Origin of the sequence: Polaribacter sp. Asnod1-A03, assembly GCF_045063585.1 — a bacterium.
Classification (GTDB): Bacteria; Bacteroidota; Bacteroidia; order Flavobacteriales; family Flavobacteriaceae; genus Polaribacter.
This window is the reverse complement of the sequence record NZ_JBEFOE010000009.1, coordinates 1,852,304-1,870,095: the sequence shown is the minus strand read 5'-3', so window position 1 is coordinate 1,870,095 and position 17,792 is coordinate 1,852,304. Positions and strand designations below refer to the sequence as shown.

17 protein-coding genes and 1 tRNA gene are annotated in these 17,792 nt (G+C 28.5%); 5 read left to right on the top strand and 13 right to left on the bottom strand.

Features of this window, described 5'->3' with window-relative positions:
• Positions 1-9: 9 nt before the first annotated feature.
• The 6 genes from ACJJVY_RS08710 to ACJJVY_RS08685 form a co-directional block, all read right to left on the bottom strand.
• Positions 10-777: a helix-turn-helix domain-containing protein gene (locus tag ACJJVY_RS08710; protein ID WP_405606943.1), complete on the bottom strand. Its 768-nt coding sequence runs from the start codon at positions 775-777 to the stop codon at positions 10-12.
• Between the two features lie 45 nt (positions 778-822).
• Complete coding sequence (locus ACJJVY_RS08705; protein ID WP_405606940.1) at positions 823-1,965, bottom strand: MFS transporter; 1,143 nt, start codon at positions 1,963-1,965, stop codon at positions 823-825.
• Positions 1,966-2,168: 203 nt separating this feature from the next.
• Positions 2,169-2,924: a Type 1 glutamine amidotransferase-like domain-containing protein gene (locus ACJJVY_RS08700; protein WP_405606937.1), complete on the bottom strand. Its 756-nt coding sequence runs from the start codon at positions 2,922-2,924 to the stop codon at positions 2,169-2,171.
• A gap of 66 nt (positions 2,925-2,990) precedes the next feature.
• The gene (locus ACJJVY_RS08695; protein WP_405606934.1) at positions 2,991-3,956 is read right to left on the bottom strand and encodes a YpdA family putative bacillithiol disulfide reductase; all 966 of its coding nucleotides are present in this window, start codon (positions 3,954-3,956) and stop codon (positions 2,991-2,993) included.
• 12 nt (positions 3,957-3,968) lie between these two features.
• Complete coding sequence (locus tag ACJJVY_RS08690) at positions 3,969-5,480, bottom strand: FMN-binding glutamate synthase family protein (RefSeq protein WP_405606931.1); 1,512 nt, start codon at positions 5,478-5,480, stop codon at positions 3,969-3,971.
• A gap of 161 nt (positions 5,481-5,641) precedes the next feature.
• A complete protein-coding gene (locus ACJJVY_RS08685; RefSeq protein WP_068363688.1) occupies positions 5,642-5,893 on the bottom strand; it encodes a type B 50S ribosomal protein L31 in 252 nt (83 codons plus the stop codon).
• Between the two features lie 251 nt (positions 5,894-6,144).
• Here ACJJVY_RS08685 and ACJJVY_RS08680 point away from each other — a divergent pair, with 251 nt between their 5' ends.
• The 4 genes from ACJJVY_RS08680 to ACJJVY_RS08665 all read left to right on the top strand — a co-directional run bounded on the left by ACJJVY_RS08680 (position 6,145) and on the right by ACJJVY_RS08665 (position 10,119).
• On the top strand, positions 6,145-7,188 hold the full coding sequence (locus tag ACJJVY_RS08680) for a glutaminyl-peptide cyclotransferase (RefSeq protein ID WP_405606928.1): 1,044 nt from the start codon (positions 6,145-6,147) through the stop codon (positions 7,186-7,188).
• Between the two features lie 73 nt (positions 7,189-7,261).
• Positions 7,262-8,779, top strand: a complete 1,518-nt coding sequence (locus ACJJVY_RS08675; RefSeq protein WP_405606925.1) for a hypothetical protein — start codon at positions 7,262-7,264, stop codon at positions 8,777-8,779.
• A gap of 52 nt (positions 8,780-8,831) precedes the next feature.
• Complete coding sequence (locus tag ACJJVY_RS08670) at positions 8,832-9,512, top strand: SDR family NAD(P)-dependent oxidoreductase (protein ID WP_405606922.1); 681 nt, start codon at positions 8,832-8,834, stop codon at positions 9,510-9,512.
• Between the two features lie 10 nt (positions 9,513-9,522).
• Positions 9,523-10,119, top strand: coding sequence for a SprT-like domain-containing protein (locus ACJJVY_RS08665; RefSeq protein ID WP_405606919.1), 597 nt, complete (start codon positions 9,523-9,525; stop codon positions 10,117-10,119).
• Between the two features lie 46 nt (positions 10,120-10,165).
• Here ACJJVY_RS08665 and ACJJVY_RS08660 read toward each other — a convergent pair whose 3' ends face one another.
• The 4 genes from ACJJVY_RS08660 to ACJJVY_RS08645 form a co-directional block, all read right to left on the bottom strand.
• Entirely contained in the window at positions 10,166-11,629 is a 1,464-nt protein-coding gene (locus ACJJVY_RS08660; protein ID WP_405606916.1) for a DUF389 domain-containing protein, read from the bottom strand.
• Positions 11,630-11,753: 124 nt separating this feature from the next.
• Positions 11,754-11,826, bottom strand: a tRNA-Lys gene (locus ACJJVY_RS08655).
• 62 nt (positions 11,827-11,888) lie between these two features.
• Entirely contained in the window at positions 11,889-12,656 is a 768-nt protein-coding gene (locus ACJJVY_RS08650) for an ABC transporter ATP-binding protein (protein ID WP_405606913.1), read from the bottom strand.
• A 3-nt stretch (positions 12,657-12,659) separates the two neighbouring features.
• Positions 12,660-13,400: an MlaE family ABC transporter permease gene (locus ACJJVY_RS08645; RefSeq protein WP_405606910.1), complete on the bottom strand. Its 741-nt coding sequence runs from the start codon at positions 13,398-13,400 to the stop codon at positions 12,660-12,662.
• A gap of 110 nt (positions 13,401-13,510) precedes the next feature.
• Between ACJJVY_RS08645 and pafA the strand changes: the two genes are divergently transcribed.
• The gene (pafA, locus tag ACJJVY_RS08640) at positions 13,511-15,163 is read left to right on the top strand and encodes an alkaline phosphatase PafA (RefSeq protein WP_405606907.1); all 1,653 of its coding nucleotides are present in this window, start codon (positions 13,511-13,513) and stop codon (positions 15,161-15,163) included.
• 31 nt (positions 15,164-15,194) lie between these two features.
• Here the strand turns inward: pafA and ACJJVY_RS08635 are convergent, their stop codons facing one another.
• From ACJJVY_RS08635 to ACJJVY_RS08625, 3 genes are read right to left on the bottom strand one after another with little or no spacing between them, the layout of a single operon-like run.
• Entirely contained in the window at positions 15,195-15,869 is a 675-nt protein-coding gene (locus tag ACJJVY_RS08635; RefSeq protein WP_405606904.1) for a PrsW family intramembrane metalloprotease, read from the bottom strand.
• Positions 15,870-15,872: 3 nt separating this feature from the next.
• The gene (ctlX, locus tag ACJJVY_RS08630) at positions 15,873-16,808 is read right to left on the bottom strand and encodes a citrulline utilization hydrolase CtlX (RefSeq protein ID WP_405606901.1); all 936 of its coding nucleotides are present in this window, start codon (positions 16,806-16,808) and stop codon (positions 15,873-15,875) included.
• 17 nt (positions 16,809-16,825) lie between these two features.
• On the bottom strand, positions 16,826-17,740 hold the full coding sequence (locus ACJJVY_RS08625; RefSeq protein WP_405606898.1) for a dimethylarginine dimethylaminohydrolase family protein: 915 nt from the start codon (positions 17,738-17,740) through the stop codon (positions 16,826-16,828).
• Positions 17,741-17,792 lie beyond the last annotated feature (52 nt).

The window sequence follows — 17,792 nt, the reverse complement described above, 5'->3', positions numbered from 1 at the left end:
ATTAAGCTTTTAAAACGAATGTTCCTTCTTAAAAACAGACGGACTAACACCTACATTTTTTTTAAAAAAACGAGAAAAGCTACTTAAAGAATCGAAACCTAAATAAAATGCCAATTCTTTTGTGGTTATTTCTCCTTTAATAAGTTTTCGTTTGGCTTCTGTAATTTGACGCTGTTGTATAATTTGTTTTGCTGTTAAATTTAGTTTTTCTTTTAAAATTTGATTTAATCGTTTACTACTAATTCCTATTTGTTCTGCATAAAACTCTGTAGTTATTTCTGTTAAAAAAGAAGTTTCCATTAATTCTAAAAATTGAAACACTCTTTTTTGATTTAAATCTTGTTTTAGGAAACCATCATTTTGAAAACGAATTAAATAAAGCAACAATACTTTAAGCAACGTTTTAAACATAATATAAGAAGATTTTTTATTCTGATATTCTTCTTTTAACAATAAAATTAGCTGTGTTATTTTATCAACCTCAGCTGTGTTATTTATATAAAATTGAGGATATTTATTAAATAATGAAAAAATATCTAAAGCAAACTCAATATCATCTTCATCAATTAAATCTCTTTCAAAATTGATTAAAACACCTGTATTTTCATTAAAAATATTATCAATAAAAACTTCATTTAAAGGTTTAAAGTAAATAACCAAAGAGTTATCAGAACAAAATTCAATGTAAATTCCCATTGAATTTTCTGAGAGAATTTCAGTTTCATTTTTAAAATTATCTATAATTTGGATTCTTGTATTCCAATCTTTTTGATTCATTTACAATTGATGTATTTCATCAAATGTAAGAAGATTTTTTCAACTCTATTCTTTTGCTTTTTTTAGAAACATTATATATAAAACAATTCCTATTAATAAGGCTAAACCTGATGCAATTCCATAAATAGCAGTATAGTTATTAGAAATATATTCTACAAAAGTAGATAAAAACTGACCGCCAAAAACTCCCATAGAAAACAAACCTAAATTTTTCCCTTGGCTTTTTAATGTACTTGCTTCTAACATCATATGATTTAATAACGGAATGGTAAAACCAAAACCAATACCAATAAAAATAGCTGTAAGTATTAAAAAAGGTAAACTAGAAGTTGTTGCCAATACAAAATAACCAAATATAAAAAAAACAAAACCCAAAGAAACCGTTTTACCGTCTCCTAACGCTTTTACCATTTTAGGCATTTGACTTGCTGTAACAATTGCAATTAGAGAAATAAAAGCCATTAAGTAACCTGTTTTAGACTCACTAAAACCAAAAGATCCTGGTAAATATAAAGGTAAAGTAACAAAGCCTACAAAAAACAACATCATTGCTAAAAGAGAAGCTATAAATATTAATTTTACCTTTGTTTTATTTTTAGTATCATCTATAGATTCTCTAGAAGTTTTTGCTGTTTGATGATTGATTTTAGGCAAAGTTTTAGCCACTAAAAACAAACAACATAAAGCTAATAGATAAATATAAAATGGGAATTGCCAATGTTTTTCACCTAAAATACCGCCAATTGCTAAAAAGACAACGCCTCCTAATTCTATAGACATTCCTTGCCATGCAATCATTTTCATTCTGTCTTCACCTGTAAAAAAATCGCCAATATAAGCAGTTACAGAAACTTGAATAGCAACCGTTGCTGCGCCTAATAAAATTCTATCTAAAATTAATAGATAATCATTGGTAATAAACGCACCTATTAATCCTAAAACAGCATAAGGAACTAGACCTAAACTCAACAATTTAATAGTACCTAATTTAGGCAAAAGCTTACCGATTAGCGGAGCAAAAAGCACTACACCTAAAGACGGTAATGTTATTAACCAACTAGGTGAAAAACCTAAATCTTTATGTTCTACAATTCCTGATAAAGAAGGTGCTATTACCGTACCAACCATTATGGTTAAACTACTTACAAATAGTAATGTAAAAACTCCGAAGTTTGATATTTTATTCATACTGCAAAACTCCAACTATTCTTATAAAACATATTTATCTCTTTTCTAAATAAGTATGCAAAATTGGAAATAACTTAAATTTATTGATGATAATTACTAAGAAGTTTATTTCTTAAATACTAAAAAAATCGTTTCCTTTTACTGACAACCTCAGCAAAGTGAAATGATTTTCTATTTAAATGAAAAAAAGAGAGACTGATTCTTTAATCTTTCAAAATAATTTTATCTAACTTTTTTTCTACTATTTCTCCATCTACTAATGATACATAATAACAATTATGCTCTTCCCCCATAGACAATACTTTAAATGGCTTACCATTTTTAAAAATAATACCAGAATTATTATCCATTGCATAACCTGCTTTAAAAATACCTTCTTTAATATTTTTTTCATACAAAGGTCTGCGGTATTCTTCTTTATCATAATGAGGACTGTGACTATAAGGTAAGAAACCTAAACCTTCTACCACGCTTAATTCTTTGGGTCTAGAATCTGTTGTTCCGTTATCAAACCAACATAAAGAACCTGCGCTTCCACCAGCTAAAACAATTCCTTTTTCTAATGCTGTTTTTAACACCTTATCAATGCCTTGTGCTTTCCAAATAGCAATCATATTAAGTGTATTTCCACCACCAACTATAATAGCATCCATATCTAATAAAACCTCTTCAAATGTTTCCTTTTGTCTGTAAGAACTTATCCAAACCTTTTGCGCATAAGGTTCTATTGATAAACCACGAGCTTGTTCATACCATTTAATTATATTACTTTCTTTGTCTCCGGAAGCCGTTGGTAAATAACAAATTTTAGGCTTTTCTTTTCCTGTTAATTTAATAATCTCTTTTAGAAAAGCATTACTTAATGCTCCGTTTCCTGTAGGAAAAATATATTGATCTTGGCTAAAAGTAAATGCTGTCATAAAGAAAGAAATAAGACATAAAGTGATGAGTTTTTTCATTAATTAGTGTTTTTAATTTACACAAATATAATTTTTAACACTCAAAATCAAATAATTAAATATAATTTATTTTTTCTCTAAAATATCTTTTACAATCATTTTTGCATGTATTCTAGAGTTTTCTATAAACCATTTATGTGTTTCTAAACCTCCACAAATTACACCAGCTAAATAAACACCTCCTACATTGGTTTCCATCGTATCTTCATCATAGACAGGAATTTTCTTTTCATCATTAGAAAAAGCAACTCCAACTTGTTCTAAAAATGTAAAATTTGGTTTATACCCCGTTAAAGCTAACACAAAATCATTTGGTAAAGTTTCTAATCCGTTTTTTGTATTGATTGTAATTGTTTCTTTACTGATTTCTTTAACTGTAGATTTATAATATACTTTAATACTCCCTTCTTTAATTCTGTTGATAATATCTGGTCTTACCCAATATTTTACACGCTCTCCAATTTCATCTCCTCTTATAATTAAAGTAACCTCAGCCCCTTTTCTATAAGATTCTAAAGCGGCATCTACAGAAGAATTACTCGCACCTATAACGACTAATTTTTGTCCAGCAAAATAATGCGGATCATTATAGTAATGAGAAACTTTTGGCAAATCTTCTCCAGGAATATTTAAAGTATTTGGGATATCATAAAAACCTGTAGCAATAACAATGTTTTTAGACTTGTAACTATTTTTTTCTGAAACAATTGTAAACTCTTCATCTTCTTTAGAAATCGAATTTACTTTTTCAAATAATTTAATATTTAATTTATTTGAGGTTGCAATTCTTCTATAATACTCTAAAGCTTCGCTTCTTCTTGGTTTTGCTTCTTTACTAATAAAAGGAATATCATCAATCTCTAACTTCTCTGAAGAAGAGAAAAACTGCATATTTACCGGGTAATTATATAAGGAATTGACAATAGGTCCTTTCTCTAAGATTATATAACTCAAACCTTTCTTTTTAGCTTCTAATCCGCAAGCAATTCCAATTGGTCCTCCTCCAATAATAACGATATCAAAATATTCCATAAATGTTTTTCTTTAATTGTTGTAATAAATAGTTTCTAAACTTTCTATTTCATCATTTTTTTGCCTTCTAAAAACCTGATTTGCTTTTACATCTGCAATACCAGCAATTCCCATAGCTGCAACCACTTCTTTTACAGAAGAAATTGTTTTATTATGATAGTTTTTAACACGCACATTTTTCTTTTCTACAACCAAGGCTTTTACCAAATCTGGGTCTTGTGTAGCAACACCAACAGGACAAGTATCTAAATTACATTCTCTTGCTTGTATGCAACCCAAACTTAACATAAAACTTCTTGCCATTGCAATTGCATCTGCACCTAAAGCCAAATATTTTACAATATCAAAAGCATCTATAGCTTTACCAGAAGCAATAATTTTAATCTGATTTTTTAAATTATATTTTATCAATAATTTATTTACAAAAACCAAACCCTCTAACAACGGAGTTCCTATATAATTTGTAAATTCCATTGGCGCAGAACCTGTACCTCCTTCTCCACCATCTACAGTAATAAAATCTGGATAATTATTTGCTTTAGAAAACGCTTCTATCATGCTTTCTATTTCTTCATTATTCCCTACACAAAATTTGATTCCTACTGGTTTTCCTCCTGATAAGTCTCTTACTTTTTGAATAAAAACAATCATCTCCTGATAACTAGAAAATGCAGAATGACCAGATGGAGAATCTACTTGCGTACCAACATCTACAGAACGTATTTTAGCAATTTCTTCTGTGTTTTTTTCTGCTGGTAAAATTCCTCCATGGCCAGGTTTAGCTCCTTGAGAAAATTTAATTTCAATCATTTTTACTTCTGGTCGAATGGCATTTGCTTTAAAAGTAGCATCATCAAAAACACGTTTTCCATCAACCGTTTTACCTGCCCCAAAATAACCAGTTCCTACTTGAAAAACTAAATCTGCACCTTGTAAATGATAAGAAGAAATTCCTCCTTCACCTGTATTATGAGCAAATTTACCCATTTTTGCTCCTTGGTTTAAAGCCATAATAGCATTTTTACTCAAAGAACCAAAAGACATTGCAGAAATATTAATCAAAGAACTGTGGTATTTTTGACTACATTTATCCGACCCAAATAAGACTCTTTCTCCGGTTACATGATGATGATCTTTAGGAAAGATAGAGTGTTTTACAAACTCATATCCTTTAGCATACACATTATGCTGAGTACCAAAAGGAATCGTTTCTTTGTTTAATTTAGAACGTTGATAAACAATACTTCTTTTTTCTCTATTTATTGGTGTACCATTTAAATTGTCTTCTATAAAATATTGTTGAATTTTATCTCTTTCTTCTTCAAAAAACCAACGTAAACGTGCCACTAAAGGAAAAGCTCGTAATAAAGAATGTTGGGTCTGTAAACTATCATAAATAGCTACTAAGGTTAATAAACCAGATATAGAAATTAAAATTATAGTTCCGGTTTGAGGTATAAAATACACCAAAACACCACACAAAGTAGTAATTAAAAATAAGATAAATAATATTGTATTTCTCATTATAAAATAGTTGTTTTAAAAAAAGCTAAAAATACTCTTTTAGTACGATTTTTATTGATTGACCTTACAAATAGTTTACACAAACTATTTATAAGTTTAGCATAAAAAAACTCCAACAAATAAATGTTGGAGTTTTAAATATGTTTAAAATTCTAAGAAAATTATTTCTTGAATTTTGCGTATTTGTTTTTGAACTTGTCAATACGTCCTGCAGCATCAATAAGTTTAGATTTACCAGTGTAAAATGGGTGAGATGTTCTAGAAATCTCTAATTTTACTAAAGGATACTCTACACCATCAACTTCTAAAGTTTCTTTAGTGTCTACAGTAGAACGAGTTAAAAATACATCTTCGTTAGACATGTCTTTAAATGCTACCATTCTATAATTTTCTGGATGAATTCCTTTTTTCATTTTATTATATTTTAATACTTTAATGTTATGTTTGCATAAGTAAGTTGGTAAGGCTTACTTTTATCTCTAAATAGTTGTTTTTTACTATTTTGAGGATGCAAATTTAACTATATTTTTTTATTTACAAATAAATATTTCATTTTTATTTAAGTAAATAATCACATTAGTTACTTTTACTCTTACTTTTGTTGGTGAATAAAGGCTTTTCATCATTTTATTAAAAAATTAAAAGACTAAAATTAAATATAAAAATGAAAAATAATTCTCTAATTATTGCTTTTTTTGCTTGTTTTCTATTTATTACTTCTTGTTCTGATGTCTATAAATTTAGTTTACAACACAAAAAACAAGTTTCTTTAAACACTAATTTAGACGTTACTTTAAAAGAAGAAGACAACAAAACAATTAATAATGTTCAGTTTTTTATAAACGGTAAAGAAATTACATCTAAAGGAAATACAGTTTCTATAAACACAACAGATTTAGGTGTTGGTAAACATCAAATTTCTGCTTTGGTTTTTTATCCTGAGAAAACTAAAAAGATTAATAATTTCTTTGAAGTTTTAGCTAATAAAACACCTGTGGTTTATGATTATAAAATTATTAACGAATATCCGCACGACACAAAATCATATACACAAGGTTTAGAATATTACAATGGTTTTTTATATGAAACTACAGGTCATAAAGGAGAATCTAAACTTAGAAAAGTAGAAATAAAAACAGGAAAAGTGCTACAAAACATAGATTTAAATAATCAATATTTTGGAGAAGGAATGACCATCTTCAATAATAAAATTTACTGGCTAACTTGGCAAGCTAAAAAAGGTTTTGTTTATAACTTAGAAACTTTTGAGCAAGAAAAAGAATTTACTTATAATAACAGTAAAGAAGGTTGGGGATTAACACACAATGATGAATATTTAATTAAATCTGACGGAACCAACAAAATTTGGTTTTTAGATCCAGAAACTTTAGAAGAAAAAAAATCGATTCAGGTTTATACTAATAAATATGCGGTTGGAGATTTAAATGAATTAGAATTGATAAACGGAAAAATTTACGCTAACAAATACCAACAAAATGCTATTGTTGTAATTGATCCAAATACAGGTGTTGTCGAAGGAATTGCAAATTTAAAAACTTTAGAAGCTCAAATGAAAAAAACGCAAGAATTAGTTGAACATGATGAAGTTTTAAATGGTATTGCTTTTGATGCCGAAAACAACAGACTTTTTGTTACTGGTAAACATTGGGGTAAGGTATTTGAAATAGAATTAATAAAAAAACAATAATTAATCTTACAAAAAATTCTATTTCTAAAAGATAAACAACTCTCGCTTCTTAGAGATTACAGAAATTAAATTTATGCGCCACTATATTTCTTTTATTATTTGTATTGTTCTAATTTCTATGAGTTCTTGTAGAAAAGATTTTGATACAATCCCTAATTCTGGGAAATTAGAATTTTCTAAAGACACAGTTTTTTTAGATACTGTTTTTACAAACATAGGTTCTGCTACATACAATTTAAAAGTATATAATAGAAGTAATAACTCTATAACTATTCCGCAAATAAAATTAGAAAACGGAACCTCATCTAATTATCGATTAAATGTTGATGGAATTACTGGTAAAGATTTTACAGATATAGACATACTTGCTAAAGACAGTATTTTTGTTTTTATTGAAACTACAATTAATGCCGAAAATGTTATAGACCCTCTTTATACTGATAAGATTTTATTTGATACAGGAGACAACCAGCAAAATGTAGATTTGGTTACTTTAGTACAAGACGCTAATTTTATTTATCCTGGCAAAGACCCGATTACAATGAAAATTGATAGCCTTACTTTAGATGGAGAACCAACCAGTTTACAAGGTCGTTTTTTAGAAGATAATGAGTTAACATTTACCAATACCAAACCAACCGTTATTTATGGTTATGCTGCAGTTGCATCAAACAAAACATTAACAATTAATGCTGGCTCTAAAGTGTATTTTCATGATAATTCTGGTTTAATTATAGACAATAATGCTACTTTAAAAGTAAATGGAACATTAGCAGAAAAAGTGATTTTTGAAGGAGATCGATTAGAAAATAGTTTTAATGATGTTCCTGGACAATGGGGTACAATTTGGATGCGAGCAGGAAGTAAAGAGCATGAAATTACACATGCACAAATTAAAAATGGAGTAATTGGCATTTTAATTGACAGCATTGGCTCTACCTCTACACCTACGTTAAAATTAGAAAGCACAGAAATTTACAATCATTCTAACTACGGAATTTTAGCAAGAGAAACCAATATAGAAGGAAATAATGTGGTTGTTGGTTCTGCAGGACAAGCTTCTTTAGCTGCTATTATTGGCGGAACATATAATTTTACACATAGTACTTTTGCTAATTTTTGGAACAACGGAATTAGACAATTACCAGCCGTTTTAGTCAACAATTTTTTTACATATACAGATGAAAGCGGTCAAGATATTATAGAAACTAGAAATTTATACGCAGCAAATTTTACCAATTGTATATTTGATGGAAATAGTAATATTGAATTTATTTTGGATAATGTTGACGCTAGTGGTTTATTTAATTATAATATAAGTAACTCTCTAATTCAGTTTAACGACACAAACGATTCTTATGCTGAGGTAGCAGAAATGGATTTTACTTCTGATTTTTATCAAAATATCATTTTAAACGGAAATTCTGATTTTAGAAATTCTCAAAACGAAGATTTTATAATTGGTGATAATTCTGATGCTATTAACACAGCAAAAGCAACTATTTTTACAACAGATATTTTAGGCATTAATAGAAGTACAAATCCTGATATTGGTGCTTATCAGCATATTATTTTTGAAGAAGAAGATTAATGGATTATTTTCTTTTTACTACAAATAAAATTACTTCTTTAAATTTATACAAATGAAAAACATTGTTATTACAGGAACAAGCAGAGGAATCGGTTTTGAGTTAGCTAAGAAATTTGCTAACAACGGGCATAAAGTTTTAGCCTTATCTAGAAATACAAAACCTTTAGAAGAATTTAATCATAAGAATATTACAGTAATTTCTGTTGATTTATCTATAAAATCAGATTTAGAAAAAGTAACTGATTTTATTAAAAATAACTGGAAACAAGTTGACGTTTTAATAAACAATGCCGGTAAACTAATCAATAAACCGTTTACAGATTTAACTTCTAACGATTTTTTAGAAGTATATAAAGTAAATGTTTTTGCGGTAGCAGAAATTACAAAGTTGATGATTCCTTTTATGACAAAAGCAAGTCATGTTGTTACAGTAAGTTCTATGGGAGGAATTCAAGGAAGCATGAAATTCCCCGGATTAGCAGCTTATTCTTCTGCTAAAGGTGCTGTTATTACTTTATCAGAATTACTAGCCGAAGAATACAAAGAACAACAAATTGCATTTAATGTTTTAGCTTTGGGTGCTGTACAAACAGAAATGCTTGAAGAAGCTTTTCCGGGCTATATTGCACCAACTTCTGCAATAGAAATGGCAAATTATATTTTTGATTTTTCTTTAACTGGAAATAAATATTATAACGGAAAAGTATTACAAGTTTCATCTACAACTCCGTAAAAAAAGCAGATTGAATTCTAATTTTCAACATTTTATTCCACAAAAAGCTATTCCTTTTATTCAATTTTTAATTGATGAGCATTCTTTTGATCTAAAAATTGTAAATCAAAGGCAAACTAAACACGGAGATTTTAGAGAAATGCCTAACGGAAGATTTCAAATTACTGTAAATAATAACCTTAACCAATACCAATTCTTATTAACATTAGTCCATGAAATTGCGCATCATGTAACACATCAAAAATTTGGAAGAAAAGTTTTACCTCACGGAAAAGAATGGAAAATGGTTTTTCAGCATTTAATGTTACCTTTTTTACGTCCAGATATTTACCCTAAAGAAATGCTTCCTCATTTAGCCAATTACTTTAAAAACCCAAAAGCAAGTACAGATGCTGATGTTAAATTATCTTTAGTTTTAAGAGGAAATACAGCAGAAACAGGAAAAAGTTTTGTTTTCCAAATTCCTTTTGATGGTTTTTTTGAATTTAAAAATATCATTTACAAAAGAGGTAATAAACGTAGAACTCGATTTGAATGTATAAATATGAGTAATAAAAAAGTGTATTTATTCAATCAAAATACAGAAGTTCGGTTTTATAATCCTTAAATAATTTCAATAAAAAAAAGCATCCTAAAATGGATGCTTTTTTTTATTAATCTCTTTTAATAAATAAAGTGTCTAGTTTCATTTCTTTTTGAAGCCATGTTCTTAATTCATTTTCTTTAAACTGAATAAGATCATCTGATAATGATAAATCCCATTTAATCATAGCAACTGGTATTGTATCAATTTTTATAAAATCTTTTGAAGATAAAATATTTGCAAACCCAATTTCTTCAATATCATTGTACCTAATTTTAGCATCTTTGGCTATTCTACTAAATGCAATTGCTTTATTATTTTTATTAAGTGCATCTTCCTCTATCCTAGTATTTAAAATTGCAATAGTGCTTTCTAAATCTGTAATTTGACTTTGTAAGTCTTCAATCGTTTTTTTACTTTCTTCTAACTCTTGTCTTTTTTCCTTGTAAGCAGTAGTAATTAACTCAAAACTTTTGGTATCACTCCCTTTTATTTTAATTTTAAAATCTTTAATTCTATCATAATCAGTATCTTTTAATTGATTGATAAGTAAGTTTTTCTCACCATCAGTTACCTCATTAAAAAAACTTAATCTAATTTCTTTTCCACTTATATCTAAATCTGGATCACCCAAAATTTGAAAATTAGGAATAGATTCAACTTCATTTTTAATAAATGTATTAAATTGTCGTTCTATTTGGCTTTCTTCAAAAACTCTTAAAAAGGTAATAATTGCAGGAATCATAACAGCTACACCCACTACAGATGCAATTGTAGCATAACGCTTTCTTTTAGCTGCATTTGCGTATTTATGCATCGGAAAACGCAATAATTTTAAAACTAAAAAAGTAGCTAATGCTATAAATATAGTATTAATTGTAAATAAATATAAAGCACCAAAAAAATAAGCCCACTTACCTTTTGCCAATCCATAACCCGCTGTACATAATGGAGGCATTAAAGCTGTAGCAATTGCAACACCAAAAATAACGGAAGCTACTGTCCCTTTTTTTGTTCTTGCAACCATAAGAGCCAAACCACCAAAAAATGCAATTAAAACATCTCTAATATCTGGACTAACTCTACCTAATAATTCCGAATTATCTTCACTTAAAGGAAAGAAATAAAAGAATAAAAAAGATGCAAATAAACTTAAGCCTATCATTACTCCTAAATTTATTAACGACTTTTTAAAAGTATTAATGTCATTTAAAGCAAAAGACATTCCTATACCTAAAATAGGCCCCATTAATGGGGATATTAACATGGCTCCAATTACAACAGCTGTGGAGTTTGCATTTAATCCAATAGAGGCCACAAAAACAGCAAAAATAAGAATCCAAGCAGTTGCTCCCTTAAAAGGAATATCAGCTTTAATCGCATCAATTGTTGCGTTATGGTCTGTATCGTGTCTAAAATCAAAAAGCTCGGTTAAAAACTTTTTTATACTTGCAAACAAACCTTTAGCTTCTTCTTTTATATCCTGCTTAGGTTTCTCTTCTAAAGGTTTTTTATTTAGATTAGTTTCTTCCATTAAATACTGCTGTTAGAATTATCATTGGAAAGATACAAAAATTTAAAATTGACAATCTTATCATCTTAAAATTATTTCTTCCATAAAAAAAGCTTCACATAAATGTGAAGCTTTTAATTTAAAGTGACCGGGCTGGGGCTCGAACCCAGGACCCTCTCCTTAAAAGGGAGATGCTCTACCAACTGAGCTACCAGGTCATTGCCTTTCGTCTTAGCGGCTGCAAAGATATTCTTTTATTTTGTTTATCCAAACTTTTCTTTTATTTTTTTTCATTTAAATAAGTATCTCTAACTTTCTTAAATAAATTAGAAGAATACACAAAATCTACAACTGTTTCATTATCAGTTTTAAATATATCTTCACTGCTTCCTTCCCACGCTTTTTTACCATCTTTTAAAAAAATAATTTTTTCTCCAATTTCCATTACAGAATTCATATCATGTGTGTTAATTACAGTTGTAATTTTATATTCATCTGTAATCTCTTTAATCAAATTATCTATTACAATAGCTGTTTGAGGGTCTAAACCAGAATTTGGTTCATCACAAAATAAATATTTAGGATTCATTACAATTGCTCTTGCTATAGCAACTCTTTTTTGCATTCCTCCAGATAATTCTGCTGGTAATTTTTTATTAGAGTTTTCTAAATTTACTCTTTTTAAAACAAAATTTACACGCTCTAACATTTCTGCTGGAGATTTTTTAGTAAACATTTTTAGAGGAAACATTACATTTTCTTCTACTGTTTGAGAATCAAACAAAGCACTTCCTTGAAAAACCATGCCTATTTCTTGTCTCCATTGTTGTTTTTCTTCGTCAGTAAATTTAGTATTTATCCTTCCGTCAAAAGAAATTGTCCCTTCTTCTGGAGTATGTAAACCAATTAAAGATTTTAAAAATACTGTTTTACCAGATCCACTTTGCCCAATAATTAAATTGGTTTTTCCTGGGTGAAAAGTAGCCGAAATACCTTTTAAAACTTTTACGTCTCCAAAGCCTTTTTTTAAGTTATTTACTTCTATCATATCTTAGGTTAAAAGCATTTGAGTTAATAAATAATTTGTAATTACAATTAAAATAGTTGTCCAAACTACAGATTGAGTACTTGCCCTACCCACAGCAATAGAACCTCCTTTTACGTAATAACCATGATAAGATGGAACGGTAGCTATTAAAAATGCAAATATTAATGTTTTAATTATTGCGTATGTTAATAAAAAGGGATCAAAATCTAACTGAACTCCTTCTATATAACTTGTTCCCGAAAAAAGACCAGACAAAACTCCAGAAACCCATCCTCCAAAAATACCTAAAAAAATACCCAATGATACTAAAAAAGGATAAAAGAAAACAGTAGCTATAACTTTAGGTAACACCAAATAATTTAAAGAATTTATACCCATTACCTCTAAAGCATCTATTTGTTCGGTTACACGCATTGTACCAATACTAGATGTAATATAAGAACCAACTTTACCTGCTAAAATAATTGAACAGAAAGTAGGTGCAAACTCTAATATTATAGATCGTTTTGCTGCAAAACCAATTAGAGATTCTGGAATAAAAGGGTTATCTAAATTTAATGCTGTTTGAAGTGCAATTACACCACCAATAAAGAAGGAAATAAACATAATAATCCCTAAAGATTTAATTCCTAAATCTTCTATTTCTCTAAATATGGCTTGATAAAAAACTCTTAATCGTTGAGGCCTCTTAAAAATCCGCCCTAACATTATAAAATATTTACCAATATGTTCAAGATAATTCATTCAAATAAAAATTTATGCTAAAGTATTAAATAATCATTAATAGAAAGTAAATCTGCGTTAATCAAAACATAAAATTATTACTTTTGAATAATCTTAATAATTAATTTAATATGAAATTTAAAATAGCTCCTATTTTTTTTAGTTTACTTCTTCTTTTAAGTTGTAATAATACAGAGGAGAAGCAACAATCTAAGGTAACAAAAAAATCTAAACTGGTAGTTGGTATTGTTGTCGATCAAATGAGGTACGATTACTTAACAAGGTATGCAGACCGGTTTGGAGAAGATGGTTTTAATAGAATTCTAAACAACGGATTTTCTTTAGAAAACGCACACTATAACTACATACCAACCTATACTGCTGTTGGTCATACAACTGTTTATACAGGTACAACACCAAGCGAACATGGTATTATTTCTAACAATTGGTACGATAAAGTTTTAAAAGAATCTATTTATTGTGTAGACGATGCTAATTATAAAACTGTTGGTAATAATAGTGAAAACGGACAAAAATCACCAAAAAGACTTTATACTACAACAATTACAGATGAGTTGCATTTAGCTCAAAATATGCAAGGTAAAACAATAGGAATTTCTATTAAAGATCGTTCTGCAATTTTACCTGCTGGTCATTCTGCAAATGCAGCTTACTGGTATGATGGTGGTAATTTTAACAATTGGATTACAAGTACTTTTTATATGGATGATTTACCTAAATGGGTAAAAGATTTTAATGCTAATAATAAAGCCGATGAATATTTAAATCAGCCATGGGAAACACTTTACGACATTAGTACATATACAAGTAGTAGAGCTGATGATAATATTTTTGAAGGAAAATTTAAAGGGGAAGCTACACCAACTTTACCAAAAGATTTAAAATCTTTAAGAACTAAAAATGGGAATTTTAGTTTGATAAAAACAGTACCTGCTGGTAATACTTTTACAGTAGATTTTGCTAAAGCTGCTATTCTTGGAGAAAATTTAGGAAAAAGTGAATACACAGATTTCTTAGCGCTTAGTTTTTCTACTACAGATTATGTAGGACATAAATACGGAGTTGCTGCAGTAGAAACAGAAGATACTTATTTACGTTTAGACAAAGATTTAGAAGACTTTTTTCAGTTTTTAGATAAAGAAGTAGGTAAAGACAATTATACTTTATTTTTAACAGCAGATCATGCAGCTGTTCACGTTCCTGCTTATTTACAATCTTTAAAAATACCAGCTCATTATCTAAGCACTAAAAAGTTTCAAGAATTTGTTTTAAATATCACTAAGAAATACTTTAATTCTGTAGATTTAATCGAAAACATTTCTAACTATCAAATATTTTTGAATAAAGAAAAAATAGAATCCTTAAAATTAGATGTTAATACAGTTGCTCAAAAATTAGCTGATGAAGTTGTTAATTATGATGAAATTTACAAAGCTGTAACGGCAAGAACTTTACAGACAACTAATTTTACTTCTGGAATTATGAACTCTCTTCAAAATGGTTATAATCAAAAGTTTTCTGGTGATGTATTAATGATACCTAATCCTGCTACTTTAATTAGCGGTAGAACTGGTACAAGCCATGGTTCTGGATACTCATACGATACACATGTACCAATGATTTTTTACGGAAACGGAATTAATAAAGGTACTTCATCTAAAAGGTATAATGTAACAGACATTGCACCAACACTTGCTAACTTATTAAAAATTGAAGCTCCGAATGCAACCAACGGAATTGTAATTGAAGAAGTACTTAATTAAAACTTGTACTAAAAAATAATTTAGAACACCATCAAACTCTAAAAACAGAGCTTTGTTGGTGTTTTTTTATGGCCTTTTTTGATAAGAAAACTCCTATAAATAAAGATATAAAAGCGCCTATAGATATACCTGGAATAAAATTAATAAATAAGAAAAAATCATAAGCTCCATGAAAGAGTGTTGCAAAAAATAATCCTGTAAAATTTAAAACCACTCTGTTTTTAGAAAACTTTGCTTTTCCCATAAAATATCCCATCAAGATAGCGAAAGTTGCATGAGCCGGAACTGCTGTAAAAGCTCTTACAATTCCTGTAGAAACTCCATATTGATAAACATATAATACATTTTCTAAAGTAGCAAAGCCCATAGAAACCATCACTGCATATACAATTCCATCAAAAGGCTCGTTAAACTCTTTATTTCTTTGCGCATAATATCTTACAATTATGTATTTAGAAAACTCTTCTACCAATGCAACAACTATAAATGCTTTTAAAAATTGTTGAAAAACACTGGTTTTAATCGTTAATGGAATGATTTTACCTGCAAAACCACCTAATATTGTAGTTATTAAAACACTTAAAGTTACTCCTAAAAGAAAATTTTTGAATAAAAAAGCTATTGGTTCTTTCTCAAATTTATCTTTAAAATAAATATAAAGTATAATTATAGTTGCGGGTGCAATTGCTAAAAGCAATAAATTCATTTTTTATTTTTTGGGTAAAAAAACTTCTGCCATCATACAACGAGCACTTCCACCCCCACAAAATTCAATAGTATCTAAAGGGCTAGAAATAATTTTACAATAATTATTAATCTGTGCTTTTTGAGATTGTGACAAACTTTTAAAAGCGGCATCACTCATAATTAAAAAACGTTCATCATTTGCACCTTTAACTTGCAACATGTTTCCTGCAAAATTATTTACTTGCTCTTCTGTAATATCAATTACTTTTTTACCATCTTCTTTTAAATGTTTTAAGAGATTTTTACGCTCTTTTTTATCATCAATAGAAGACAAACAAACTATAGCAAAATTTTCTGCAACACACATCATTACATTTGTGTGATATATTGCTTCTCTACTATTATTTACGGTTTGGTATGCTGTAAAAACAACCGGTGTATACTCAAAATCTTCACAAAACTCTATAAACAACTCTTCATCTGCTCTTGGAGAAAGTGCACAGTAAGCTTTATTATTTTGTCTATCTAAAATCATACTACCTGTTCCTTCCAAAAAAAATTGTTCTTCTTCTGCAGAAGTATAATCAACAACATTGTCAATTAAAAAACCTTCTTTTTCTAATTGAACCAAAATATCTTCTCTTCTTTCTAAACGTCTATTTTCTGCAAAAATAGGATAAATAGTTACCGTTCCATTTTCATGAAAAGAAATCCAATTATTAGGGAAAATTGAATCTGGAGTATCAAATTCTTCTGTATCAGAAACTACAATTACATTTACACCAACACTTCGTAGTTTATCTACATAGACATCAAATTCATTCTGAGCTTTTTTATTTATTACAGACGGAAGTGTATTTGTAAACTCTTTTTGATAAAAATTATTGACAGCTGTTTGTTCATTCATCCTAAAATTGATAGGACGAACCATTAAAATAGTATTTGTTATTTGTTGCATTTCTTCTATTAAAAAAATTAATCTCTATATAATGGTAATGTAGAGCATCTAAGTAAACCTTCTTGTTTTGCAATTTCTGAATAAGAAACTTCTTCTACAGTAAATCCTTTCTCTCTTAACCATTTATTTAAACGTGTAAAATTTTTCTCAGAAATAATAATATCCTCAGAAATAGAAAAAATATTACTGTTCATATTGTACATCTCTTCTTTGGTTATTTCAAAAACATTTTCTTTTCCGAAGAAATTAAGCAACCATTGATATTCACTTTCAACCAAAAAACCATTTTTATGAAGTATTGCTTTATCCTTACCAATAGGTTGAAAACAACAATCTAAGTGTAATGCATTTTCTTTTGGATCTGTGTTGGATTTTCTTAACTCGAAAGATTTTACCGTTTTATGAGGAAACATTTCTTGTATTGCAATAACTGCATCTGTATTAGTACGAGCAGTAATATAATTTGCATAATCTGCACCTGAATAAGTTCCTATAAAAATATACTCATTCCATGGCATTACATCTCCTCCTTCTACATGGCATTCCTCTGGTAAAACAACTACCTTTTCTGAGTCTATTTGAGATATTACTTTATCAATAGCTTTATATTCCTTCTCTCTATCTGGCAATATATTTGCTTCTATAAAAACATCATCTATTACAAATGCAATATCTCTAGAAAATATTTGGTTATAATTTTTGATTATATCTGGTCTAAAAACTTGTACATCATATTTTTTAAAAACTTCAGCTACAGCTTCCATTTCAGAAACCATATCTTCTTCTCTAGGATAAGTATTGGCTAAAACGTGCTCTATACTCTTAGGATCATAACAATCCTCTACCTTAGGGATTCCTCCATTACTAATTGCAGTGCCTAAAATTACTGCTCTTAATCTTGAGGTTTCGTTTTTAATATTTAGTTTTAACATATTTTAAATGTAATAAAAAAAAGCTTCATATAAATGAAGCTTTTAATTTTTG

What these genes read in the sequence shown, in the direction of transcription:
- ACJJVY_RS08710 (WP_405606943.1), bottom strand. Translation starts at nt 777, where the DNA reads ATGAATCAAAAAGATTGGAATACAAGAATCCAAATTATAGATAATTTT.
- ACJJVY_RS08705 (WP_405606940.1), bottom strand. Translation starts at nt 1,965, where the DNA reads ATGAATAAAATATCAAACTTCGGAGTTTTTACATTACTATTTGTAAGT.
- ACJJVY_RS08700 (WP_405606937.1), bottom strand. Translation starts at nt 2,924, where the DNA reads ATGAAAAAACTCATCACTTTATGTCTTATTTCTTTCTTTATGACAGCA.
- ACJJVY_RS08695 (WP_405606934.1), bottom strand. Translation starts at nt 3,956, where the DNA reads ATGGAATATTTTGATATCGTTATTATTGGAGGAGGACCAATTGGAATT.
- ACJJVY_RS08690 (WP_405606931.1), bottom strand. Translation starts at nt 5,480, where the DNA reads ATGAGAAATACAATATTATTTATCTTATTTTTAATTACTACTTTGTGT.
- ACJJVY_RS08685 (WP_068363688.1), bottom strand. Translation starts at nt 5,893, where the DNA reads ATGAAAAAAGGAATTCATCCAGAAAATTATAGAATGGTAGCATTTAAA.
- ACJJVY_RS08680 (WP_405606928.1), top strand. Translation starts at nt 6,145, where the DNA reads ATGAAAAATAATTCTCTAATTATTGCTTTTTTTGCTTGTTTTCTATTT.
- ACJJVY_RS08675 (WP_405606925.1), top strand. Translation starts at nt 7,262, where the DNA reads ATGCGCCACTATATTTCTTTTATTATTTGTATTGTTCTAATTTCTATG.
- ACJJVY_RS08670 (WP_405606922.1), top strand. Translation starts at nt 8,832, where the DNA reads ATGAAAAACATTGTTATTACAGGAACAAGCAGAGGAATCGGTTTTGAG.
- ACJJVY_RS08660 (WP_405606916.1), bottom strand. Translation starts at nt 11,629, where the DNA reads ATGGAAGAAACTAATCTAAATAAAAAACCTTTAGAAGAGAAACCTAAG.
- ACJJVY_RS08650 (WP_405606913.1), bottom strand. Translation starts at nt 12,656, where the DNA reads ATGATAGAAGTAAATAACTTAAAAAAAGGCTTTGGAGACGTAAAAGTT.
- ACJJVY_RS08645 (WP_405606910.1), bottom strand. Translation starts at nt 13,400, where the DNA reads ATGAATTATCTTGAACATATTGGTAAATATTTTATAATGTTAGGGCGG.
- pafA (WP_405606907.1), top strand. Translation starts at nt 13,511, where the DNA reads ATGAAATTTAAAATAGCTCCTATTTTTTTTAGTTTACTTCTTCTTTTA.
- ACJJVY_RS08635 (WP_405606904.1), bottom strand. Translation starts at nt 15,869, where the DNA reads ATGAATTTATTGCTTTTAGCAATTGCACCCGCAACTATAATTATACTT.
- ctlX (WP_405606901.1), bottom strand. Translation starts at nt 16,808, where the DNA reads ATGCAACAAATAACAAATACTATTTTAATGGTTCGTCCTATCAATTTT.
- ACJJVY_RS08625 (WP_405606898.1), bottom strand. Translation starts at nt 17,740, where the DNA reads ATGTTAAAACTAAATATTAAAAACGAAACCTCAAGATTAAGAGCAGTA.